Annotated in this window: 21 protein-coding genes; 14 read left to right on the plus strand and 7 right to left on the minus strand. The window is 45.4% G+C overall.

Features of this window, described 5'->3' with window-relative positions; all coding sequences use genetic code 11:
* Positions 1-8: 8 nt before the first annotated feature.
* From MKZ09_RS12240 to MKZ09_RS12250, 3 genes are read left to right on the plus strand one after another with little or no spacing between them, the layout of a single operon-like run.
* Positions 9-932: a carbohydrate ABC transporter permease gene (locus MKZ09_RS12240; RefSeq protein ID WP_076138875.1), complete on the plus strand. Its 924-nt coding sequence runs from the start codon at positions 9-11 to the stop codon at positions 930-932.
* Positions 933-977: 45 nt separating this feature from the next.
* Positions 978-2,582, plus strand: coding sequence for an extracellular solute-binding protein (locus MKZ09_RS12245; RefSeq protein WP_076208187.1), 1,605 nt, complete (start codon positions 978-980; stop codon positions 2,580-2,582).
* A gap of 22 nt (positions 2,583-2,604) precedes the next feature.
* Positions 2,605-5,022: a TIM-barrel domain-containing protein gene (locus MKZ09_RS12250; protein WP_256719316.1), complete on the plus strand. Its 2,418-nt coding sequence runs from the start codon at positions 2,605-2,607 to the stop codon at positions 5,020-5,022.
* A gap of 88 nt (positions 5,023-5,110) precedes the next feature.
* On the opposite strand, the gene MKZ09_RS12255 is transcribed toward MKZ09_RS12250, so the two are convergent.
* Positions 5,111-6,454 (minus strand): glycoside hydrolase family 30 protein, encoded by a 1,344-nt coding sequence (locus MKZ09_RS12255; protein WP_076138873.1) that lies wholly within the window; start codon positions 6,452-6,454, stop codon positions 5,111-5,113.
* A 133-nt stretch (positions 6,455-6,587) separates the two neighbouring features.
* On the opposite strand from MKZ09_RS12255, the gene MKZ09_RS12260 reads away from it, so the two are divergent.
* The gene (locus MKZ09_RS12260) at positions 6,588-7,382 is read left to right on the plus strand and encodes an AraC family transcriptional regulator (RefSeq protein ID WP_076138872.1); all 795 of its coding nucleotides are present in this window, start codon (positions 6,588-6,590) and stop codon (positions 7,380-7,382) included.
* Between the two features lie 73 nt (positions 7,383-7,455).
* Here the strand turns inward: MKZ09_RS12260 and MKZ09_RS12265 are convergent, their stop codons facing one another.
* Positions 7,456-8,424 carry a glycoside hydrolase family 43 protein gene (locus MKZ09_RS12265; protein WP_076138871.1) on the minus strand — a complete coding sequence of 323 codons (969 nt, stop codon included), beginning with the start codon at positions 8,422-8,424 and terminating at the stop codon, positions 7,456-7,458.
* A 157-nt stretch (positions 8,425-8,581) separates the two neighbouring features.
* Positions 8,582-9,610 (minus strand): glycosyltransferase family 4 protein, encoded by a 1,029-nt coding sequence (locus tag MKZ09_RS12270; RefSeq protein WP_076208184.1) that lies wholly within the window; start codon positions 9,608-9,610, stop codon positions 8,582-8,584.
* Positions 9,611-9,752: 142 nt separating this feature from the next.
* On the opposite strand from MKZ09_RS12270, the gene MKZ09_RS12275 reads away from it, so the two are divergent.
* Positions 9,753-10,262 carry a DinB family protein gene (locus MKZ09_RS12275; protein WP_076138869.1) on the plus strand — a complete coding sequence of 170 codons (510 nt, stop codon included), beginning with the start codon at positions 9,753-9,755 and terminating at the stop codon, positions 10,260-10,262.
* 63 nt (positions 10,263-10,325) lie between these two features.
* On the opposite strand, the gene MKZ09_RS12280 is transcribed toward MKZ09_RS12275, so the two are convergent.
* From MKZ09_RS12280 to MKZ09_RS12295, 4 genes are read right to left on the minus strand one after another with little or no spacing between them, the layout of a single operon-like run.
* On the minus strand, positions 10,326-11,192 hold the full coding sequence (locus MKZ09_RS12280) for a sugar phosphate isomerase/epimerase family protein (protein ID WP_341041863.1): 867 nt from the start codon (positions 11,190-11,192) through the stop codon (positions 10,326-10,328).
* Positions 11,193-11,221: 29 nt separating this feature from the next.
* Positions 11,222-11,476, minus strand: a complete 255-nt coding sequence (locus MKZ09_RS12285) for a hypothetical protein (protein ID WP_341040843.1) — start codon at positions 11,474-11,476, stop codon at positions 11,222-11,224.
* 24 nt (positions 11,477-11,500) lie between these two features.
* Positions 11,501-11,932: an alpha/beta fold hydrolase gene (locus MKZ09_RS12290; RefSeq protein WP_341040844.1), complete on the minus strand. Its 432-nt coding sequence runs from the start codon at positions 11,930-11,932 to the stop codon at positions 11,501-11,503.
* Positions 11,933-11,942: 10 nt separating this feature from the next.
* On the minus strand, positions 11,943-12,122 hold the full coding sequence (locus tag MKZ09_RS12295; protein WP_256719313.1) for a hypothetical protein: 180 nt from the start codon (positions 12,120-12,122) through the stop codon (positions 11,943-11,945).
* Positions 12,123-12,625: 503 nt separating this feature from the next.
* On the opposite strand from MKZ09_RS12295, the gene MKZ09_RS12300 reads away from it, so the two are divergent.
* The 9 genes from MKZ09_RS12300 (at position 12,626) to MKZ09_RS12340 (ending at position 22,911) form a co-directional block, all read left to right on the plus strand.
* Positions 12,626-13,126, plus strand: coding sequence for a GNAT family N-acetyltransferase (locus MKZ09_RS12300; protein WP_076208179.1), 501 nt, complete (start codon positions 12,626-12,628; stop codon positions 13,124-13,126).
* A 216-nt stretch (positions 13,127-13,342) separates the two neighbouring features.
* Complete coding sequence (locus MKZ09_RS12305; protein ID WP_076208176.1) at positions 13,343-15,412, plus strand: bifunctional aldolase/short-chain dehydrogenase; 2,070 nt, start codon at positions 13,343-13,345, stop codon at positions 15,410-15,412.
* 40 nt (positions 15,413-15,452) lie between these two features.
* On the plus strand, positions 15,453-16,211 hold the full coding sequence (locus tag MKZ09_RS12310) for a DeoR/GlpR family DNA-binding transcription regulator (protein WP_076138864.1): 759 nt from the start codon (positions 15,453-15,455) through the stop codon (positions 16,209-16,211).
* Positions 16,212-16,237: 26 nt separating this feature from the next.
* Complete coding sequence (locus MKZ09_RS12315; RefSeq protein WP_076208174.1) at positions 16,238-16,966, plus strand: (Fe-S)-binding protein; 729 nt, start codon at positions 16,238-16,240, stop codon at positions 16,964-16,966.
* A complete protein-coding gene (locus tag MKZ09_RS12320) occupies positions 16,963-18,516 on the plus strand; it encodes a LutB/LldF family L-lactate oxidation iron-sulfur protein (RefSeq protein WP_076138863.1) in 1,554 nt (517 codons plus the stop codon). Before MKZ09_RS12315 ends, MKZ09_RS12320 begins: the two co-directional genes overlap by 4 nt.
* Positions 18,509-19,237, plus strand: a complete 729-nt coding sequence (locus MKZ09_RS12325) for a LutC/YkgG family protein (RefSeq protein WP_076208171.1) — start codon at positions 18,509-18,511, stop codon at positions 19,235-19,237. Before MKZ09_RS12320 ends, MKZ09_RS12325 begins: the two co-directional genes overlap by 8 nt.
* 25 nt (positions 19,238-19,262) lie before the next feature.
* Positions 19,263-20,753: a rhamnulokinase gene (gene rhaB, locus MKZ09_RS12330; RefSeq protein WP_256715257.1), complete on the plus strand. Its 1,491-nt coding sequence runs from the start codon at positions 19,263-19,265 to the stop codon at positions 20,751-20,753.
* Positions 20,754-20,838: 85 nt separating this feature from the next.
* Complete coding sequence (rhaA, locus tag MKZ09_RS12335; RefSeq protein ID WP_076138824.1) at positions 20,839-22,113, plus strand: L-rhamnose isomerase; 1,275 nt, start codon at positions 20,839-20,841, stop codon at positions 22,111-22,113.
* A 159-nt stretch (positions 22,114-22,272) separates the two neighbouring features.
* Positions 22,273-22,911, plus strand: a complete 639-nt coding sequence (locus MKZ09_RS12340) for a Vat family streptogramin A O-acetyltransferase (protein WP_076138825.1) — start codon at positions 22,273-22,275, stop codon at positions 22,909-22,911.
* Positions 22,912-22,957 lie beyond the last annotated feature (46 nt).

The raw sequence follows: 22,957 nt of genomic DNA on the forward strand, positions 1-22,957 counted from the left end.
GAATTGAAATGGGAGGTTTAGAGACAGTTACTAAAGGGAATGTGGGGAAAATAAAGAAGAATCGTTCTTCGGATACTATAATGGAAATAGTGATGTATGTTATATCAGCACTTTTTCTAATTATCTTGATCTATCCGCTGTATTTTATCGTCATTGCTTCGTTCAGTGATCCTTCCGCGGTGGCGGGGGGGCAGGTTTGGTTATTTCCTAAAGGGTTCACCTTCGATGGTTACAAAGAGCTGCTGCGTCATGAAAATATTTGGATTGGTTACTGGAATACCATCATGTATACGGTGGTAGGGACGGTAATCGGTTTAATTGTAAATATTTCTGCGGCCTATGCGTTGTCCAGAAAGGATCTTGTGGGACGAAAATATCTTTCCCTGTTTTTCATCTTTACGATGTTTTTTAATGGAGGGTTAATTCCGACTTTTCTAACGATCCGTGATTTCCATCTGTACGACACATTTCTGGTGATGGTACTGCCTTTCTCCGTTGGGGTGTTTAACATTATCGTTGCCCGCACCTTTTTTCAGTCGAGTATTCCGGGAGATTTATGGGAAGCTGCACAGATCGATGGATGTGGAAATCTTCGTTATTTTCTACAGATCGTTTTACCACTGTCGAAGGCGATTATTGCCGTGCTGGGTCTATGGATCGCCGTTGGTTACTGGAATTCATATTTTAATGCCTTGATCTATCTGAAAAATCCTAATATGTATCCTTTGCAGCTGATCCTGCGAAATATTCTGATCACCAATCAGATGCAGTCGGGGATGGGAACCGGTGAAGCTGCGCAAATCGCACTACGACTCGCCAATATGATGCGGTATTCTGTTATTATCGTGGCAACGGTTCCGATCATGTGTGTGTACCCCTTTGTACAAAAATACTTTAACCAAGGGGTTATGATCGGTGCAGTGAAGGAATAGTACATTCAGCTATTCTACTAACATTCGTAAGGGAGCAAGAACGTTATGAAAAAGCAACAAAAAAACAGGATATATAGAACAATCACCGTCATTCTTTTAGTGACAACGTTGCTTGCTAGCCTTACAGCTTGTAAAGGGAACAGTGGGATTAATTCTGTTGAACCTGAACCGGGTGAATTTAACAAAGAAGGATTGCCGATAGTGGAAAAGCCTGTGACGCTGAAAGTACTCACTGTCAGGTGGGTCAGCATGGGAGAGTCTTTTACCGAGAATCAATGGCTCAAGGATTTGGAGAAGAACACGAATGTCAAAATCGAGTGGCAGGTGATGTCCTCCAATGATTGGAGTGAACGGAAGTCTATTATGCTGGCCAGCGGCACACTTCCTGATATCATTTTAGGGAGTCAGACCTTCGGAGATGCGGATATCGTCAATAATTTAAGCTTATTTCGGCCGTTAGATGATTATATTGAGCACAACATGCCTAATCTCAAAGCAGCTATGGCAGAAACACCGGAAATGAAAAAAATCAGCACCTTTCCTGACGGGAAAATCTACTCGCTGCCTGCAAGATTACCCTCACGTCCTAAAAGCTCACGTCAGCCTGTGATCAATAAAACCTGGCTGGACAAATTGGGTTTGAAGGTACCGGATACGATAGACGAGCTTTATAACGTGCTAAAAGCATTCAAAGAACAAGATCCGAATGGAAACGGAAAACAGGATGAGATTCCTTTTATCGAATTAAGTAATGATCTGATCAGTCCCTTCGGTATTGCAGATTTGAATAATAACTTCATGGTGGTCAAGGACGGAAATGCGGTTTATTACCCGATTTCAGAGGAGTACAAAGAAGGGCTCAAATGGGAGAGTAAGTTGTTTAAAGATGGATTACTTGATAAAGAGGTATTCACTCAAGACGAAACGATGAGATCGGCAAAGTTTCTAAATCCGGATGCCCCAATCGTAGGCTTCTCTTATCAGTGGACTCCAGACGCTATGTTTGGCAAATGGAGTGATCAATATGTGACCATTCCGCCAATTGCTGGACCAGACGGGAAGCGCTACACCGTTGGGAACCCATATGGGATGAATCTGGAACGCAACGAGCTGTTGATCACCACATCCTGCAAGTATCCAGAAATTGCTGCACGCTGGGCGGATCAGTTCTATACCAATGAAGCCAGCATTCAGAATTTCTGGGGTGCCATTGGAACGGTGATTAAGAAAAATGACAATGGTACGTATACATTGATGGACCCTCCAACCGGCACCAGTGCGGATGCTTGGTATTGGGAACAGTCACTCCGGGATTTCGGGCCGAAATATGTAAGCCCAGCTTTTGAAAAGACCATCTTTCTAAATCCTAAAACCGGAGATGGGCTGAAGCTACAACTCGATAAGCTGGGAAGTGACTACACAACACCACCTTTCCCCAACGTAATGTACACTGCAGAAGAGTTTCAGGAGCTGCCGACCTTGACCACCGATATTGACAGTTACGTCAATACAATGCGTGCTCAATTTATAATCTCAGGTGATATTGACGAGCAGTGGGATGACTATGTGAAGCAGCTGCGGGGGATGGGCCTCGAAAAGATGGTGAAAATTCGGACAGATGCTTTCAGCCGTTATATGGGCGTTGAATAACAAGAAATGAGGTTTTTACTTGATGGGAAATACGATGAAAGAGCCAACCCCTTTGGCGGCCCAATTAAAGCTGCATTCTGAACCAAACAGTAATGCTGACGCGATTATTCAGGGGGAGTGCTATCGGTTCACTGTCTTAACTCCGGAGCTTATCCGGATGGAATATAGTGAGAAAGGTTATTTCGAAGATCGGGCGTCACAGACCGTTGTGAATCGCAATTTTCCGGTTCCAGAGTTCCGTGTAATTGATCTGGGGAATAAACTTGAGTTGATTACGGAGCGCCTGCATTTAACTTATGACAAGCAGCCTTTCTCCCGGCATGGTCTCAGTGTTCGGGTGAGAAACGAAGCGGGTCACCTAATGAGTGTCTGGAATTATGGAGATACAGTCCAAGATTTGGGAGGAACAGCACGTACACTGGATAATGCAGATGGTGCGATTCCGCTGGAGCACGGACTACTTTCACGTAGGGGGTATACGTTAGTTGATGATAGCACCTCCCTAGTACTGGAAGAGGATGGACGGGTAGAGCTACGGGCGTTGGCTGGCCTCGATGTTTATTTTTTTGGATACGGTCATGATTATTTGCACTGCTTGAAGGATTTCTATCACCTTTGCGGTCGTACGCCCCTATTGCCACGTTATGCCCTTGGCAACTGGTGGAGCCGTTATTACCGATATTCAGAAGAAGAATACAAAGCGTTAATGGAGCGGTTTGAACTCGAGCGAATTCCGTTTTCCGTCGCTGTTATAGATATGGATTGGCATCTTGTCGATATTGATCCGCAGTACGGCAGTGGTTGGACGGGTTATACCTGGAACCGGGAATTGTTTCCGGAGCCTCAAAGATTTTTGGCATGGCTGCATGAAAAAGGCCTTCGAGTAACGCTCAACGTACATCCAGCAGACGGTGTACGGGCCTTTGAAGATCCTTATCTGGCCATTGCTGCAGAGATGGGTATGGACCCGGAAAAAGGGGATGCTGTGGAATTTGATATCACGGATCCGAATTTTTTGCGGGCATACTTTAAGTTTCTGCATCATCCGCTAGAGAATGAAGGTGTGGACTTCTGGTGGATTGATTGGCAGCAGGGTGGAGTGACTAAAGTACCGGGACTAGATCCGCTCTGGATGCTGAACCATTATCACTATCTGGATAGCGGCCGGCGAGGCAACCGGCAGATTACTTTCTCCCGTTATGCAGGTCTTGGCAGCCATCGTTATCCTGTGGGCTTCTCTGGAGATACCATTGTCACTTGGGAGTCGCTGGATTTCCAGCCTTACTTCACAGCCAACGCCGCTAATGTGGGATATGGTTGGTGGAGCCATGATATCGGGGGCCATATGAATGGTTATTTAGACGATGAGTTAGCAATGCGCTGGGTGCAATTCGGTGTGTTTTCGCCTATTCTGCGGTTACATAGTTCTGCTAGTGCCTTTAACAGCAAGGAGCCATGGCGATTCAATAAGATTGCGGAGGATGTGATGAAGGATTGCCTGCGCTTGCGGCATAGTTTACTTCCCTATCTGTACACCATGAATCGCTACGCCAGCCGCGAAAGTCTTCCGCTAATCCGACCGATGTATTATCATCATGCGTTGTCGAATGAAGCCTATGAAGTGCCCAATGAATATTATTTTGGAACGGAACTTATTGCCTGTCCGATTACACAGCCGGTCAATCCAAAGGTAGGCGTTGCCGAATTTAAGGCTTGGTTACCTGAAGGGGTTTGGATAGATTTTTTTAACGGAAGAGTGTACGACGGTGGCAGAAAGCTTTCTCTTTATCGCAATCTTGAGAATATCCCTGTATTAGCTAAAGCGGGTGCTATCGTGCCTATGGCAGATCTGACGCAATATACCTCTTCAGTGGATAATCCGGGGCATATGGAGGTCCGTGTATTTGCGGGAGGAAGGGGTCATTTTCATCTCTGGGAGGATGAGGGCGATACTGCGGAGGATCAGGACGATCAATGGTGTGATACAGAAATGATCCTGGAAATGGGGGATAGAGCCAGCTTCAAGATTCTCTCTGCTCAGGGAAATACAAAGGTTGTGCCTGAGCGGCGATCATGGAAGCTGTCCTTTGTCGGTTTTGCTGATACGAAGGTACAGGTATTCGCTGGCGGCACAGAAATCGAAGCAAACATGGACTATGATGAGGCTACACATACGCTTACGATCATGACTTCGGATCAAGCGGTAGAGCATTCCTTGGAGGTAACGTTCACAGATGCCCGGATTGCGGTGAATTCGGTAGATGATGAGGTGTTCAGCCTTCTGAACCGTGCGCAAATTCTTTTCCAATTGAAAGAGCAAATTTACCATGTAGTCAAAGCAGCAGTAACGCCGATGGCGGCCCTGGCTTCTCTTGCCTCGTTGGATCTTGAACATACACTGTATGGAGCGTTATGTGAAATACTATCGGCAAGACTTTAAGCACTATTTCATTTAATTTAATAAAAAGGAGGTTCTCTCTGTGCGCTGGCATAAAGAGAACCTCTTTTTTATTAGGAATGAACCGCTGCTACTTAATTAGCAGTGTTTGAATGGCATGAGCCGGAATCATGTTCTCAGCCAGTTCGTCATGGAAGCGCAGGGTGAATGGAAGCTCTTGCTCTGTGCGGTTCATAACGATAACAGCAATAGTGCCATCAGGGTTGCGGAAAGCTGTTGTTTCAAGCTTATCTGTATATTTGGAGAAACCAATGCGTTTAGCACCCGGACGAATATATTTACTGAAGTGCCCGATGTAATAGAATGAGCTCTCAAAAGTAATTTCATCGTTTTTGGTATCTCCGATAATTGGAGCGTCGCAGTAATTTCCTACATGATTAGGTCCACCTTGCTCATCCAAGACAATGTTCCAGTCTGTCCAGCTCGACATCCAGTTGTTCAGATTGCCGATGATATCATGTCCGTAACGTTCACCGGTGTTCCATGAGCCGAGATGAACGCCACCTTCTTGGCAGCCTTCGCTGAAGAACAGCTTTTTATCAGGGAAACGATCATGTACAGCAGAGAGGGCTTCGAAGTGATCACCGGAATACCAGTGGAAGCAGATTCCCCATATGTATTTGGACGCTGCTTGATCTTCAAAAGCAACCTTAGCACGGTCATACACCCGTTCTTTGTTATGATCCCAGATCATAACTTTTACATGGCCCAAGCCCGCTTGTTCCAGAGCAGGTCCCAAGTAGTCACGCACAAAATCCTTTTCTTCTTCAGCGGTATACAGGCAGGAATCCCATCTTTGTACAGCTTTGGCTTCATTCTGAACACTGACAGCCCAGATATCAATCCCTTCTGCAGCGTACGCCTCAATATATTTAACGAACATGTTAGCCCAAGCCTCACGATATTCAGGCTTAAGAGCTCCGCCTCCGTTCATTTGGCCGTTTGTCTTCATGAACGCTGGAGGACTCCATGGGGAAGAGAACAGACGGAAATCTTCACCTACTGCTGCGGCAGCATTTTTTATGAGGGGGATAATCGATTCGTGATCTCTGGAAATATCGAATGAACGTAGCTCCGCATCGCCTTCCTCTACATAAGCATAGTTGCCTAGTGAGAAGTCGCAGCTTTGGATATGTGAGCGGCAAAGGGTGTATCCAATGCCGTGCTCAGGATGAAAATAAGCGTCGATGATTTCTTTTTGTTTAGCTGCACTAAGTTTAGCGATAGTAACGGCAGAGGACTCCGTAAGGGCTCCACCAAAGCCTTCAATTTCTTGATACTCCAGATCATCATAGATATTGATTAGCTCTGATTCGACTCCTGACGTATCGGGAAGGAAAATCAGAGGGTCCTTTTCTGTTAAACGATCCGTGGTTTCTTTAGCGGTTTGAATGACGCGAATAGTTTTACTCATAATGGTTGGTAACCTCCTACATATGAATTCTGTCTTTATTATAGAAGGAGATTCACTGCACTTTGAAGAAACTATATGGCTAAGAACCTCAACAATCTGGTCATCAACTACTATAGAAAGAGGAGCGAATGCGATGGAAACAAACAGCGTTCAAATTAGTCTGTGTGGATTTATCCGCCATACTCAGCCTTTTCGGCAACTATATCGCAGTGGGTTGGATACCTATATCATCAGGCTGCAAGCCGAAGGGGAATGTGAAGTCCTCATTGATGGAGAAATGACTACCGTAATGCCTGGGGATCTACTATTATTTAAGCCCTATGATATATATGATCTGAGAATCGGTGAAAAGAAAAGTCCTCTGGGACATAGTGTGGACTATTTTGTAATGTGTACAGGGGAATGGGTGGACCACTGGTGGAACCTGCGTGAGCGACCCAAAAAGGTTAGAATTGCGGATGATGGTAAGCTGCAAAGTATATGGCAACAGCTTGATCTGGAGAATAGAAGACTAGACGGGGGTAGCCCTGAAATACTTGAAGCACTATTTAAAGCATTATGTTTGCTGTTAGATCGGGCTATGGAAGAGGCACCTGCATCATCTTCGGCTTCGCTTCTACACGGACTTAAGATGAAGAGTTATGTGGAGGAGCATGCTACTTCAGAGATTAGACTAAAGGACGTAGCCGCTCATGCTGGAATTAGTGTGACAAGGGCCGTACATTTATTCAAGATCCAATTCGGTTATTCTATTATGCAATATGCGGGGCAAATCCGGCTTGCGATGGCACTGAGATTAATGGACAATACCAATTACACCTTAGAGCGTATAGCAGAGGAGACGGGGTTTGGAAGTTACACCTATTTTCACAGGGTGTTTCGGGAGCGTTATGGTGTCTCGCCAGGGATCTATCGAAAGAGAGAGTAGAAGGTTTATCAGTAAAAAGAAACTGCCCCATAAATCACAGAGTAGGACTCAGGGGCAACTCCTCGATTAGACGTTAATTATAGTAAGGCCAGCCAGCAGAATCCCATTCGAGATCACTGATTAACAATTTGGGTGCGCCATTCTCGGCGACACTGTAAGCATGGCGGACGATAACGTTGGTTCCGTATATATCCTGTCCACCAGGACCCGCCCAAAAACTGTTGCCGCTATCGATGACCGTAGCCCCGCCATTTTTCATATCGGTACCGTCCTTCGCATAGAAAGGACCCAGTACGCTGGTTGAGCGTCCCACTGCAATTTTATAGGTGCTGTTTACACCTGAGCAGCATTGGCCAATGGATACGAATAGATAATAATATCCGGTATTTGGATTGTAAACCATGCTGGAGCCTTCAATCCCCCCGGATTTAGTCGCAATGCGATACGAGTTGCCCGTTGGCTTCATGGTTGTTTTGTTGATGGAGGTAATGTAAATCCCGTTGCTCCAGGAACCGAAGGTCATCCATAGGTTTCCGTTAGCATCTGCCGTAATGTTAGGATCAATGGCGTTATAATTGGAGGCGTCATTAGACGAGATAACGACACCTTGGTCCGTCCATTGTCCCCCGGAGATCGATTTAGTAGTTACTAAACCAATAGCAGACACTCTTGAGCCGAATGTGGAGATTGAATAATAGAGGTAATAGGTACCGTTATAGTAGAAAATTTCTGGGGCCCATACATCTAGCCCTTCTTGATTGGGAACGTAAGAGCTCCACCAGGAGGGTTTCGAGTTATAAATCGGAAGGGAGCGAATATAGTTTGTTCCATCATTTGAAAACATCACTTGGAGACCTGATCCCGTGCTGAATACCCAATGTGTGTTTCCCTCTTTGATATATGAAGGGTCGTGTACGTTAGTATCTCCAGTCAGATTCCAGGTTGCTGCATGAGCTTGCGATCCTGCTGAGAAAACAGTTGTAAAAAGCATTAAAAAAGACAACAATAACAACCGATAACCTTGCCTACCTTTTTTCGCCATATTCCTTCTCCTTTTAGTTTAGATTTTTCTAAAGTGTTTCATTATTTTGCAATTGATAACGCTTACATAATATCTTGTATTATTTCTCTAGTCAATGATTCTTTTGGATCAATAAAAAAGCAAATCTCAGCCATCGGAGACTTGCTTCCTTATATTTTTATAATAAATCTGTGATCGCTTGTTCAAATAATCTAACACTATTTTCCCAAGTCCATTTGCGCGAATATCTTTCCCCCTGCTCCGCTAATTTAGTTCTTAAGTTGGGATTACGTATTAAGCGGATGACATCTTCACCGAGCCGGTTCTCATATCGATAAGAGAGCAAACAGTTTTTTTTGTGATGGGCGTATTCCATATTCCCACCCGAATATACACAGACTAACGCTGCTCCACAACGCATGGCTTCAAGTCCCGGTAAAGAACCTGTATCAAAAATACTTGAGCTAACAAAAATATCCGCGCCGTTATAGTGATAGCAGAGCTCCTCATCATTTGCTGGCGTAAAGAACCGATATTTGCCAGTAGCCTTCATTCTTTGGAGAATTTCTGAGGTGTTGAACTCGTCAGGCGGACTGATGAAGTTAATATTTACATCGGGATATTCGCTTTTTACGTAATCCAGCTGTTCTATAAGGTAATCTTGCTCGCGGTGCCAGGAGAAACCTCGTTCTGTTTTTCTTAATATAGCTGTTATGTTTAAAGGCTCTTGAAGACTGTGACGGATATTCATATTTTTAAAAGAGGAGCTAATGCCAATGGGCACGATACTGCCGGTGATGCCATGATTTAAACGGATCAGCTCCTGCTGCCAACGTGATAAAACGATTAGATGCTCAGTGATGTGATAGGAGGGGAAGGAGCGTCCGTTATCGGGTAAAAAAGGTGGCTCATAACATAAAGACAAACGTACATGAATACCCTTTCCTTGCTCGCTCGCTGCTTGGGCGATGGGGACAGTTGTATAATAATTAGAAACAATGACGTCTCCGGGAGGAAAGTCATGCTCGTGAATATTCATATGTGAGGAGCGGATTACGTTTGCGCGCACATCATAAGAAATAGCGCCATCCACAGGCAAAAGGAGATTGACCTGATGACCCAAGTCTGTCAGCCCATTGGTGAGCTCTACTAGCATACGTTGTGCTCCGCCATGAGATAAGGTCAGAATAGGGAATGTGAATCTCATTGATAATCCCGTCCCTTCCAAGTTAGAGCTATAATAGTGAAACAATATGATTCAATCGTTCTATTTCTTATTTTATTCAGCTCCTATAGAAAAGTACCATTTATCAAGCTTATAAACAAAAGGAGAAGGAAGAGGGGTCAGTATGAGTGAAATCATTATCGAATGTATGAGAAGGCTCGATCAATCCTTGGGGTATGTGGAGCAAGCTGTAAATAAGCTATCGACCGAAGCGATATGGTTTCGTCCAAAGTCAAAAATGAATGCCATTGGTAACCTATGCCTGCATATTGCGGGCAGCGAATATCAGCATCTGGTCAGCGGAATCGGCAATAAGCCAATAGAAAGAGATAGACCTAATGAATTTTTGACCAGAGGCGGTTATTCATCACAGGAATTATTGCAGTATATGCGGAAGGTCAGGGAAGAAAGTCGCTTGGTTGTGGGCAATTTGACGAAGGCTGATCTAGAACGGGAGGTCACCATTAGTTTCCCTGAGGGGGCTGGAATGGAGAATTATACTTGGAGTATTCAAAAGATTATGATCGGAGCGGCAGAGCATTATTCCTATCATACAGGTCAAATCGTATATGCCTCTAAATTGCTGCAGAAAGAGGATGATCATCTGCTCAATAACTGGAAGCATTATTTTTGAGTATAGATAAAGCTGGGGATAGATGCGCAGCTGCTGCTAACACCTATCCTCAGAAGTGGGTTTTTATTGTGTTATCGGAGTAAGCTTCTTCAGTAAAGCAACGGTATCATTAACCTCCAGATCCTTGATATCTTCTAATGACACATCGATCATTGGCTTATATTCTTGGAGTTTGCGCAGGAAAGCTTCGGTATGGAATAATCCGCTGCCTGCTTTTCCGTGGTATGCTTGTTCACCATCTTGATAGATATCTTTTAAATGCGCCAGAATGATGCGGTCGCCGAATAATCTGAAGGAATCATCGACAATTTGATCCTGCAAATGCGCAGCCGTGCCAATAAAATTACAAGGGTCCAATACAACACCTATACAGCTTGATGGGACTTCATCTAAGATGCGCCGCATCTTGTCTGGTGTAGAAAGTGTATGTGTGCAGACCCCCTCTAGTCCTATAAAAACCCCCCATTTTTCAGCTTCCTCTGCAAGTTCTTCTACAGTTGCCCTTAACGTATCCCAGCCGATAGCCTCGTAATGGACCGGATCTTGTGCTTGAAAAGTAGTCAGAGCGCCTGTCTCTGTTGCCACCATAGGTGCGCCGAATTGGCGGGCATAACGAAGATGCTCTTTAAAACGATTGATCTCAGCTCTTCGGATGACAGGATCCGGATGAACAGGGTTGATGTAACAGCCCAAAACACCGATGCGTATTCCTGCTTTGTCAAATTGTTCGCCAATATAGCTGGCAAGACCTGGACTTAGTTTACCGGTAGAAGTGTCGATGTCCTGAATGGCTTTGGATAATGCAAGCTGAACAAAATCGATATCATAATTCTGAAGGGTTGCAGTTAACGACTTGAGCGGCAGGCAGCCAAATGTGTGGGCTAGAGTTCCGTATCTGATGGGTAACCTCTCCTTTAATAGAGTAAGTATGAGTAATAACCTTCATAATAGTAACGCTTTCATAAGGATGCAAGTGATTTATCGTGATCGCCGGTCAGAAAATTGATAATTTCAGTGTTGACTCTATCCGGTTGTTCATGATTAATGCCGTGTCCCGCATGGGGGATGACTTGGTAATGAAACTTTCCATCCTCTAAAATATCTATGAAATCCTTTGATTGTTTTAACGCGTGTTCTCCTACTAAAAAATAGAGCTTATCTCTGACGGCAACAGCGGCGTTTTTATCGTATTTTTGAAGCTTATGAACAAACATAGCTTGCTGATTATGAGCTCGCATTTAAAGGATTAAATGAGCAGCTACTTCTGGGTGATCGTCAAATAAAGGGGAGTCAGGCGCACTTAACTTCTTCAGCACTTTGAGTAAATTGCGATCCGTGGGAATCAGAATCTCTGGGAACATCATCATTAGCGTTTGCAGCATGGCTTTGATTGGTGTGGTGACCATTCCGCCTTCTAAACAAATCACACGGTTCACTTTGTCCGGTTGCTTGGTCGCATAATTAAAAGCAATATAGGCGCCATTTGACACCCCTGCAATATTAAAGACGTCTATGCTTAGATGTTTGACTATTTCATTAATCCATTCCACCTGCTCAAACTTTTGTTTATTAAAGTACGCATTAGGAATGCTTTTTCCGGGTCCGCCCAGAGTATCAATAGCGATGCAGTAAAAATGCCGCGATAATTCCTCAATGTTAAGGAGCCACATGACCGCCGAGTTATCCATGAAATAGAAATAAGGGGGGATTACTCTTTTGCCCGGTAAGGATACAATGCGTCAGCCCATATGTGGTTGGGAGATCGAGCTCTTCAAGAGGAATAAGCCACTGATCAACTAGCTGTTGGTAGGATTGCCACACTCGATCTTGCACCTTGGCATTTTTAAAGCTATTTACCATCACAAACCTCCTTAGTGAAAAATACAACATCTGTATCTTATTCCAATAAGTATACTACGAGAGTGCGGAAGGAGGAGCGAGAAATAGAAACATTCCTGTGAAAAGAGGGGGCAGAGAGGTTAGAAGATGGGGAAAAGATTAGATTAGATTAGATTAGATTAGATTAGATTAGATTAGATAGATTAGATAGATTAGTTTAGATACCTGTTGCTTGATCACCTAGTAGTCACAAGGAGCCAGATAAGTGTATTTCATACAACTAAATTGCTACTTTACTCTCACTTCGGTGATATAGATGTACTTTGTACAACTATATCTCTCGTAATTAGCTGATTTAGCTAAATTGGGCGAATTTAATTGCACAAAGTACACTTAATACATTAGGCGTGAGCATTGAAGTTCATTTTAGTTGTAGAATGTACAATTAAATAATGCATGCCGGTCTCTTTTGCGGTAAATTTTTGATAGGGAAGTTATTAATAACGTTCTAGGTGGGGATGATTATGCTCGTTGAGCTAAAGGAAGCTAGTATTTCAGATGGACGCGATATTTTTGAGCTGATTGTGGAGATAGGTCCGGGGGAGAATGGATTCGTCAATAACGGATTTGATCTGGCTTACAGTCAATTTCCTGATTTCATACAGGATCGGATAGCACTTTCACGAGGGGTTAATCTTCCGCCACAGTATGTAGGACAAACCAACTACTGGTTACTGATTGACTCTTATCCCGTTGGTGTCGGAAAACTAAGACATTCCTTAAATGATCAATTGAGGAAGTCAGGTGGACACATCGGTTACAGTATCAGACCCAGTGAAAGAGGAAAGGGTTATGGCACGATTTTTTTGGCAGAGCTGTTAAAAAAAGCTGCGGACATGGGGATTGATAAGGTCATGCTAACTTGTGAGCCGGACAATATATTTTCGAGAAAGGTTATTGAAGCGAACAAAGGAATACTACATGGTATTGAGAATGAAAAATGTAACTACTGGATCACCCTTTAAGCTGGTGTGAACAATAGGGGAGGAGTTGCCAAGAGGCAGCTCTTTTTTGTTATTCGCGATGTTATTGTAGTTCATCCAATAGAGATTCGTCTAAAATGTGAAAATAATTTAAAATTTTGTTGAAAGCGCTCTATTCAAACATAAACAAATAGTTTAAAATCAAAACAAACAAAAATAAACAAAAAAACAAACATTCAAAAACGGAGGTATTCACAAATGGTACAAAACTTATGGGATTCATCTCGGGAAACGAAATTAAACGGGGGATTGGATGCATTAGTGTTCCGCTCTAATCTGCTGGGCGAAGATCGCAGAGTCTGTAACTTTGGCGGAGGGAATACCTCCAGCAAAACGATAGAATTGGATTTTCGCGGGCGCGAGGTAGAAGTAATGTGGGTGAAGGGCAGCGGCTCTGACCTCGCTACGATGAAAGCAGGCAATTTTACCGGACTAAGGCTTCAGGATATTGCCCCGTTATTTGAACGTGATGAAATGCCTGATGAAGAGATGGTAGCTTATCTCGCAAATTGTATGATTGATCCTAAACATCCGCGTGCTTCTATCGAAACGTTGCTGCATGCATTTTTACCTTTCAAACATGTGGATCATACGCATCCAGATGCCATTATCAGCTTATGCTGCGCTCATAACGGTAAGGCAATTGCCCGTGAGATTTATGGGGATCGTTTCGTATGGGTGCCATACATCCGTCCAGGGTTCACTTTATCCAAAATGATTGCCGAAGGTGTGCTCGCAAACCCGAAAGCTGAATTAGTGCTGATGGAGAAACACGGGCTCGTGACTTGGGGGGATACACCTGAATCTTGTTATGCCAAAACAATCTCCATAATTAACGAAGCGGAAAGTTATATTGAAGAAAGAATTGAAGATCAGAACCTATTTGGCGGCGGCAAATCGGAAGCACTTCCGGAAGCAGAGCGGCGGGCTGTAGCAGCGGCAGTGATGCCACTGATCAGAGGCGCGGTCAGTGATGAGCGTAAAATGATTTTGACCTTCGACGATGCGGAGGATGTGCTGCGTTTTGTAGGAGGGGCTGACTCGGAGAAGTTATCCGGTGTAGGCGCAGCTTGTCCAGATCATTTGGTACATACCAAAATGAAGCCGCTTTTTGTTGCGTGGGAGCCGAATGCCAATGATATCGATGGCTTGAAGGCGAAGCTGAGCGAAGCGATTAGCGAATATAAGGAGCAGTACAAAGCGTACTTCAACCGTAATGAACATGAAGGCGATGTAATGTTCGAGGCTGCGCCACGTGTGATCCTGATCCCTGGCGTGGGCATGATCAACACAGGTAAAAGCTGGAGCAATGCTAAGATCAGCGGAGCCTTGTATCACCGGGCGATTGCTGTTATGCGCGGAGCTACTGCGCTGGGAGATTTCGTCTCTCTTAGTGAGAATGAATCGTACAATGTGGAATATTGGCCCCTGGAATTATATAAATTATCACTGGCTCCGGCAGAAGCGGAGTTCTCCCGTAAAGTTGCCTTTATTACAGGTGGTGCCGGGGGAATTGGGAGTGAGACGGCTCGTCGTTTAGTATCAGAAGGAGCGCATGTTGTATTGGCAGACCTCAATCTGGAGGGTGCACAAAAAGTAGCAGAAGAGATTAACGCTAAGTATGGTGAAAATCGTGCATTCGCCGTTAAAATGGACGTAACTGAGGAAGAGCAGGTAACTGCAGCTTATGCGGAGACAGCACTTTTTTATGGCGGGGTCGATATTATTGTTAATAATGCTGGGCTTGCAACCTCCAGTCCGTTTGATGAGACTTCATTGAAAGAGTGGAATTTGAATATTTCTGTACTGGGCACAGGATATTTCCTCGTTGCACGCGAAGCTTTTAAGGTGATGAAGGAGCAAAAAATCGGAGGTAGCATGGTGTTCATCGGCTCCAAAAATTCTATTTTTGCAGGAAAAAGCGTTTCGGCTTACAGTTCTGCCAAGGCGCTCGAAGCCCATCTGGCCCGCTGCATAGCAGCTGAAGGCGGAGAGTTTGGCATCCGTGCCAATACGATTCTGCCCGATGCAATTTTACAAGGATCAGCCATCTGGAATTCGAACTGGCGTAATGAACGGGCGGCTGCTTACGGGATTGAGCCGGATCAATTAGAGGAGCATTACCGTAAACGCACGACGCTGCTAGTTAATATTTATCCACGTGATATTGCCGAAGGCGTTGCTTTTTTTGCTTCTTCCAAGTCAGAGAAAACTACGGGTTGTATGCTGACAATCGACGGTGGAGTGCCAGCAGCTTTTACTAGATAAGAGGTAGCTTGAATATAGATAGGGATAACGGAGGGAAATCATGCTGATTGCAGACAGATATGAACGAATCGTAGAACTAGTGAATGAACGCGGCAGCATCCGTGTCTCAGAATTGAGTACATTATGCCAAGTGACGGAAGAAACCATTCGCCGCGATCTGGATCGATTGGAAAAAGCGGGGCGGCTGCTGCGTTCGCATGGCGGAGCAGTTAGCCTGCGTGACCGGCAACCGGAGACCCCTTATGCCGAACGAGAAATCATGAATGCAGCGGAGAAACAGCGGATTGCCCGTGAGGCGGTCATGATGATTAAGCCGGGCGATCGAATTCTGCTGGATGCCAGTACAACGGCTTGGTATATGGCTTCGCATTTGCCGGATATGCCGCTTACTGTGTTGACCAATTCTACTAGAGTGGCAGCAGAGTTAAGCGGGAAGGAGCGGATCGAGGTCTTTTCTACAGGCGGACAGCTGAGCCGCAGATCAATGTCCTATGTTGGTCATTTAGCAGAACGTTCGCTTGAATTGTATCACGTGGATAAGATGTTTTTTTCCTGCAAAGGGTTTCATCTCGAACGAGGCGCTAGTGAATCAAATGAGCTGCAAGCTATGGTGAAACGAAAGATGATTTCTATAGCGGAGCAAGTGATCTTATTATGTGATTCCAGTAAATTTGGAATACAAGCGTTCACACATTTTGCGGCTCCTAGTGATGTGGATGTCCTAATAACGGATTACAGCCCTGTTGGAGAACAAATGAAGCAGTTGCAGAAGCTGAACATCGCAATAACGACGGTGTAGTAAATAGTTGTGCAGGAGGTGAAGGCATGAAGGTATCGATGTTTATAACTTGCGTCAGCGATGCCGTGTTCCCGAAGGTCGGGGAAGCCATGGCTCGTCTGCTGGCCAGGTATGGCGTACAGCTGGAGTTCCCGGAGGTGCAGACTTGCTGCGGACAGCCTGCGTACAACAGTGGATATTGGAATGAAGCGCGGCAAGCTGCACTTACGATTCTACAGGCTTTTGATGACAGTGATTTTGTCATTGCACCTTCCGGATCCTGTACGGGGATGCTTCATCATTACCCTAAGCTGTTTCAGGATGATCCGGTTAATCTGGTCAAGGCGCAGAATTTGCAACGCAAATCCTATGAATTCAGTCAGTTTATGGTGCAGGTACTTGGCGTAACTGATCTTGGAGCAGTGTTTCCGCATAAGGTTACCTATCATCCTTCCTGTCATGGCACAAGGATTCTAGGGATTCGCGACGAACCTATGCAGCTTATGCAAAATGTGAAGGCGATGCAGCTGGTACCACTGCCTTTTGCTGAGGACTGCTGTGGGTTTGGTGGAACCTTTGCCGTGAAAATGTCTGATATCTCCGGGGCGATGGTCACTGAGAAGTCAGATCATGTGCTGGAGACGGAAGCAGAAATCCTAACGGGTCTGGATATGGGTTGTCTGATGAATATTGCCGGGAATCTGCGTTACCGCCGCGAGCCCGTTCGAGTTATGCATTTAGCAGAACTGCTGTATGAGGGGGTGACTGATAAATGAGCCAAGCCACCACCAATTCCACGGCGAGTTCAGAGAATGGAAAGCCAGCAACAGTAAAAGAACGTGCAGAATTGGCGCTGAATAATGACTTTTTACGCAAGGCTGTTCGTTTTACCACGGAGAGACTGCGTGATGGAAAACAAAAAGCAGCTAACGATCATGGCCACTGGGAAGAGTGGCGTGAACGTGGGCGGCAAATTCGTCTACACACGATCGCCCATCTTGATTACTATTTGAACCTTTTTGCAGACAAGGCAAGAGCAAACGGGACACATATTCATTTTGCAGCAACGGGTGAAGAGGCTGTGAAGATTGCCCTTGAAATCGCGCAGCGAAAACAGGCAGCTTCTGTGGTCAAATCCAAATCAATGGTTACTGAGGAGCTGCATTTAAATAAGGCGCTGGAATCCATTGGCGTGGAGACCATAGAGACGGATCTGGGGGAGTATATTATCCAGCTTGCCGGGGAAACCCCGTCACATATCATTATTCCGGCGATTCATAAGAACCGCTACCAGATTGCAGAGCTGTTGTCCAAAGAGGCAGGGGAGGAGCTTTTGCCTGAAACTACTATCCTTGCTGGATTTGTACGGCGAAAGCTGAGAGAGAAGTTCCTTGATGCGGATATTGGAATGACTGGCTGTAACTTTGCTATTGCAGAGACGGGTTCGATGGTGCTGTTCGAGAATGAAGGCAACGCTCGTATGGTCACCACTTTACCGAAAACACAAATTACCCTGATGGGGATGGAGCGGATTATTCCTTCGTGGAGTGATCTTGAAGTGATGGCTACATTATTGCCTCGTTCGGCAACAGGGCAGAAGTTAACGGTATATATGTCGGGTATTTCTGGTCCCCGCAGGGATAATGACGGTGATGGGCCGGAAGAGCAGCATATTATTATTCTTGATAATGGTCGATCTGAGCAGCTAGGCGATCCTGAGTTTCAGGAGCTGCTGAACTGCATCCGCTGTGGAGCTTGTCTGAATGCTTGTCCTGTCTACCGTCATATTGGCGGTCATGCATATGGGGGAACGTATAGCGGACCTATAGGAGCGGTGTTGACTCCGGCGTTGAATAAAAATGTAGATCAATGGGATGACATCGCCTCAGCCTCTAGCCTGTGCGGAGCATGTTATGAAGCCTGTCCGGTCAAAATCCCTCTGCATGATATGCTCATCTATTTACGGCGGCGGAAGGTAGAACGTGGTTATGGGGATAAGGCAGAAGGTCTCGGCATGAAGGGTTTTGGGGCGATCATGGCGAAGTCACAGCGATTTAGTAATGTGATGAAGGTAGGTAGAATCGGGCAAAAGCTGCTCGTGCGAGACGGAGGAATTCCGTCGAAACTGGGGCCGCTGAAAGGCTGGAACAATTATCGGATCGCCCCGAAGCTGGCAGATCAATCCTTCCGTGAGAGCTGGAAGGGGCTGCAACAGGAGCTGGATAAGAACAGTCGCGAAATGGAACCGGCGATACAGAAGCGAATGGAAGATTTACTGGCGAAGCGGAAGCGGGAAGCGCTGGAAGGAGGGGCCGGACATGACTGAAGAGACGCACAGTAACTGGTTGGAACGTATGGAGCAGGATTCACGTGAACAGCAGCAGGCATTCATGAATGATATCGCTCGCCGCCTGAAGCGGCCGAGAATTACTGAAGCTCCTGCACATCCTTTTCGCGGCCCACCGCAGTACTGGCAGCAATTCCAGTGGAGTCCGGAGGAAAGGATTGAACAATTTACGGCGAACTTTCAAAGCGCCGGTGGTCATGTATTTCGTGTGCAGGATATGGAGGAAGCCAAGGCTTTCATCGTCAGCAAAGTCAATGAGATGCTCGCACGGTATATTCTCCGGCAAAATGTCACCGAGCTGGCAGTACTTCGACTAGAGGAGGAACTCACAGATACACAGGTCTCTGTCTGGAATACAGATGATCAGGAGGCATGGAAAGCTAGGGCGGCCGAGGCTGATATTGGAATTGTGATTGCGGATTATGCAGTTGCCTATACAGGCTCCATTACTGTGCTGTCCTCTGAGGATAAAGGCCGTTCAGTCAGCTTATTGCCTACCGCATTAATTGCCATCGTTCCATTGGAGCGGCTGAAGACTCGTCTCGGTGAGGTGCTTATTGATTTTGATGAAGCTGGGCCATCGGGGCTGCCGGCGGGCATCCATTTTATCTCCGGACCTAGCCGTTCAGCGGATATTGAGAATGATCTGACGATAGGCGTGCATGGTCCAGGAATCGTATTTGCTTTGCTAGTAGGCTGATAGGAGATAAGGAGTGTTGTATGGTATGAATACACAAGCTCATAATCAAATTCAGAATCATATTGCTGTTGATATCGGAGCCTCTAGTGGGAGAGTGGTTTGTGGAACCTTGCAGCAGCCGGGAGGAACCCTGTCTATAGAAGAAATTCATCGCTTCAGTAATGGATTCGCTGAACAAAATGGTAATCTATATTGGGATATAGATTATTTAGTTGCTGAAATCGTCAAGGGCTTACAGCAGGCCAAGGCTAGAGGGATCGAGCGCTGCACTGTGGGCATCGATACTTGGGGTGTCGATTATGTACTTCTCGATCAGGAGGGGGCACGGATCCATGAGGTTTTTTCTTATCGTGACTCCCGAACGGATGGAGCGATAGAGAGGCTGCATCGTAACATCTCAACTGAAAGCGTTTACGAAAAAGTGGGGATACAATATCTCCCGATAAATACGTTGTATCAGCTGTTTGTGCATGATCAGGCGGAGCTGGAAGCAGCACATTCCATCCTCTTGGTCCCTGATTATCTTTATTATCGGCTTACGGGTCGCAAGATTAGTGAAGTGACGATAGGTTCCACCTCTGGGATGCTGAATCTTCACACTCGTGATTACGATGCGGATCTTCTGTCGGTGCTTGGTCTTTCAAAAGAGCAATTTCCTCCCTTAACAGAACCTGGGGAATCCGTTGGGCGGTTGACGGAGGACTTGGCGGCTCGCGGCGATCTTCCAGATTGCGAGTTCATAGCAGTAGCCTCTCATGATACAGCATCAGCTGTATTAGGGGTTCCGGCAAACAGCGAGAAATGGGGATTTCTCAGTAGTGGTACTTGGTCACTTATCGGGGTGGAACGGGTTTCAGCCATCACAAGTCCAGAGGCAATGTTACGAAACTATACGAATGAATGGGGAGCCTACGGCACATTCCGGTTTCTTAAAAACATTATGGGCATGTGGTTAATTCAAAAGGTTCGTGAGGAGTACGGCGGACAATACAGCTTCGGCGAGCTGGTAGAGCTGGCAGCACAAGAAATCCCTTTTAGATCGATCATTTATTGCAATGATGAACGCTTCATGAATCCACCGAGCATGGTTGACGAGATCCGCAGCTATTGTGTGGAAGCAGGACAATTGGTTCCTCAAACGCCTGGGGAAATGGCTCGATGTGTATTTGATAGTCTTGCTTTATCTTATTATTTCTACATTCAGGATCTCCAGCAATTGACGGGTGACAGCTTAGAGAGATTGCATATCGTTGGCGGAGGTGCGAATAACGGTCTGTTGTGCCAGATTACGGCAGATCTGCTGGAGATGGAAATTCACGCCGGACCAACGGAATCTACGGCTTTAGGCAATCTGGTGGTGCAGATGATCAGCACGGGTGCTGTAACTGATCTTCAAGAGGCGAGAGAAATTATAAGTCGTTCATTCCAAGTAACATCTTATATACCGAAGGGGATGGACCCCACGACCAAAGAAGCGGCTTTGGCACAGTTCGCCCGGCTGCAGGTCGTTAATTAGTAGCTAAGTATAGTGGAAAACGAGCCAAAGAGAGGCAGAAATGCCTCATCTAAAACAAACTAAGTTAAAAATCAGGAGGCTCAACATGGAGCAGAGTAAAGAGAGCTTACAGAGCATTCAGAACAGCTACAATGAAGCGAAAAAGCTTTACGCACAGCATGGGATCGACGTAGATAAGGTGTTGGAGCAGCTAGCGGAAATTAAGATTTCTTTGCATTGTTGGCAAGGTGATGATGTGAAGGGTTTTTTGAATAAGGAAAAAGAACTGAGCGGCGGGATCGCAGTCACCGGAAGTTACCCGGGGCGGGCCGGGAATCCGGAGGAGCTGCGCCGGGATTTGGAACAGGCTCTAGCACTCATCCCAGGGCAACATAAAATAAATTTACATGCTATTTATGCGGATACAGAAGAGACTGTAGATCTCGATGCGTTAGAGCCTAGGCATTTTGAGCGATGGGTGAGCTGGGCCAAGGAGCAGGGACTAGGATTGGATTTCAATCCTACCTGTTTTTCTCATGAAAAAGCAAACGATGGCTTCACACTGAGTCACCCAGATCCTGAAATCCGCAACTTCTGGATCGCTCATTGCAAGGCCTCACGTCGAATCGCCGAGTCCTTTGGCCAAGCATTAGGTCAGCCTTGTGTTACTAATTTTTGGGTTCCAGATGGTTATAAAGATACGCCGATTGACCGCTTGTCACCAAGGGTACGGCTTCAGCAGTCACTCGATGAAATCTTCAGCGAGGAAATCGATCAGCAATATAACATTGATGCCGTAGAAAGTAAGCTGTTTGGTATTGGTTCGGAAAGTTACGTAGTTGGCTCACATGAATTCTATATGGGTTATGCGCTAAGCCGGGGCAAGGCGGTGTGCTTCGATGCGGGGCATTTCCATCCAACCGAAATGATTTCGAATAAGCTGTCTTCCTGGCTGCTATTTGGGGATCAATTGCTGCTGCATGTTAGCCGTCCAGTACGCTGGGATAGTGATCATGTGGTAACTATGGACGATGAGCTGCTCGAGATTGCCCGTGAACTGGTTCGTGGCCGGTTTCTGGACAGAACGCATATTGGATTAGATTTTTTTGACGGAAGCATTAATCATATTGCTGCTTGGGTGATCGGAACACGCAATACATTAAAAGCTTTGCTTCGTGCCATGCTGGAGCCAATCGGGCAATTAAAGCAAATTGAGCTGGATGGAGATTACACTTCAAGACTTGCTTTGGTTGAGGAATTTAAATCGTATCCGTTTGGAGCCATTTGGGATTATTATTGTGCGAAGAATGGCGTACCGGTCCGGGAAAGCTGGCTAGATGAAGTAAAACAGTATGAGGCTGAGGTTTTATCGAAAAGGTAGAAGTAGAAGTGAAGCAGAACGAGCTTTAACAATATAAGTAGATAAAAGATAGGCGGTTACCGGCAGGTAGCCGCTTTTTTATATTTATGAATCGTACATGATTTGAATTCAGCTCTGATCTCTGCTATGTTTTATCCAAAAGAGAGCGAGGCGCAAACTATGAAACAATATGGACCGAACCCGGATACGCTCTATCCCAATGAACAAATTAAAAGTATCTGCTATATAAAAAATGCGATTACAAGAGACAATATCATTGTTGGCGATTATACCTATTATGATGATATAAACGGTGCAGAGAAGTTTGAGGAACGTGTGACTCATCATTATGATTTTATTGGCGACAAGCTTATTATTGGAAAATTCTGCGCGATTGCCAAAGGCATTGAGTTTGTTATGAATGGTGCCAACCACCGGATGAATTCGGTTTCGACCTATCCGTTTAATATCATGGCCCATGGCTGGGACCAGGTGGTCCCGGATTTAAAAGATCTGCCGCTAAAAGGTGATACAGTCATCGGAAACGATGTTTGGATTGGACAAAATGTTACGGTTATGCCAGGTGTGCATATTGGAAACGGAGCAGTTATCGCAGCCAATTCTACAGTTGTAAAGGATATCCCGGCGTATAGTGTAGCTGGAGGAAATCCCTGCAAAGTGATTAGACAACGTTTTGATGATGAAATGATCGAATATCTTGAAGCGCTTAAGTGGTGGGATTGGGATGCTGAGCGGATTTTTAAGAATCTTGAAGTGTTATGCAGCAGCGATTTAACGAAAATCAAAGCGATCAATTAATTGTAAGTAGGTTCAGGATACGGACTTTAGTTTATCTTAAAGATAT

The sequence above is a fragment of the Paenibacillus sp. FSL R5-0908 genome (assembly GCF_038006245.1).
Lineage (GTDB): Bacteria > Bacillota > Bacilli > Paenibacillales > Paenibacillaceae > Paenibacillus_AQ > Paenibacillus_AQ odorifer.

Bases quoted from the DNA above. Each gene is read 5' to 3' on its own strand.
- MKZ09_RS12250 (WP_256719316.1), top strand. From the start codon at position 2,605: ATGGGAAATACGATGAAAGAGCCAACCCCTTTGGCGGCCCAATTAAAG.
- MKZ09_RS12320 (WP_076138863.1), top strand. From the start codon at position 16,963: ATGAGCCAAGCCACCACCAATTCCACGGCGAGTTCAGAGAATGGAAAG.
- MKZ09_RS12270 (WP_076208184.1), bottom strand. From the start codon at position 9,610: ATGAGATTCACATTCCCTATTCTGACCTTATCTCATGGCGGAGCACAA.
- MKZ09_RS12275 (WP_076138869.1), top strand. From the start codon at position 9,753: ATGAGTGAAATCATTATCGAATGTATGAGAAGGCTCGATCAATCCTTG.
- MKZ09_RS12245 (WP_076208187.1), top strand. From the start codon at position 978: ATGAAAAAGCAACAAAAAAACAGGATATATAGAACAATCACCGTCATT.
- MKZ09_RS12340 (WP_076138825.1), top strand. From the start codon at position 22,273: ATGAAACAATATGGACCGAACCCGGATACGCTCTATCCCAATGAACAA.
- rhaA (WP_076138824.1), top strand. From the start codon at position 20,839: ATGGAGCAGAGTAAAGAGAGCTTACAGAGCATTCAGAACAGCTACAAT.
- MKZ09_RS12255 (WP_076138873.1), bottom strand. From the start codon at position 6,454: ATGAGTAAAACTATTCGCGTCATTCAAACCGCTAAAGAAACCACGGAT.
- MKZ09_RS12325 (WP_076208171.1), top strand. From the start codon at position 18,509: ATGACTGAAGAGACGCACAGTAACTGGTTGGAACGTATGGAGCAGGAT.
- MKZ09_RS12310 (WP_076138864.1), top strand. From the start codon at position 15,453: ATGCTGATTGCAGACAGATATGAACGAATCGTAGAACTAGTGAATGAA.
- MKZ09_RS12260 (WP_076138872.1), top strand. From the start codon at position 6,588: ATGGAAACAAACAGCGTTCAAATTAGTCTGTGTGGATTTATCCGCCAT.
- rhaB (WP_256715257.1), top strand. From the start codon at position 19,263: ATGAATACACAAGCTCATAATCAAATTCAGAATCATATTGCTGTTGAT.
- MKZ09_RS12290 (WP_341040844.1), bottom strand. From the start codon at position 11,932: ATGTGGCTCCTTAACATTGAGGAATTATCGCGGCATTTTTACTGCATC.
- MKZ09_RS12240 (WP_076138875.1), top strand. From the start codon at position 9: ATGGGAGGTTTAGAGACAGTTACTAAAGGGAATGTGGGGAAAATAAAG.
- MKZ09_RS12265 (WP_076138871.1), bottom strand. From the start codon at position 8,424: ATGGCGAAAAAAGGTAGGCAAGGTTATCGGTTGTTATTGTTGTCTTTT.
- MKZ09_RS12295 (WP_256719313.1), bottom strand. From the start codon at position 12,122: ATGGTAAATAGCTTTAAAAATGCCAAGGTGCAAGATCGAGTGTGGCAA.
- MKZ09_RS12305 (WP_076208176.1), top strand. From the start codon at position 13,343: ATGGTACAAAACTTATGGGATTCATCTCGGGAAACGAAATTAAACGGG.
- MKZ09_RS12285 (WP_341040843.1), bottom strand. From the start codon at position 11,476: ATGTTTGTTCATAAGCTTCAAAAATACGATAAAAACGCCGCTGTTGCC.
- MKZ09_RS12300 (WP_076208179.1), top strand. From the start codon at position 12,626: ATGCTCGTTGAGCTAAAGGAAGCTAGTATTTCAGATGGACGCGATATT.
- MKZ09_RS12315 (WP_076208174.1), top strand. From the start codon at position 16,238: ATGAAGGTATCGATGTTTATAACTTGCGTCAGCGATGCCGTGTTCCCG.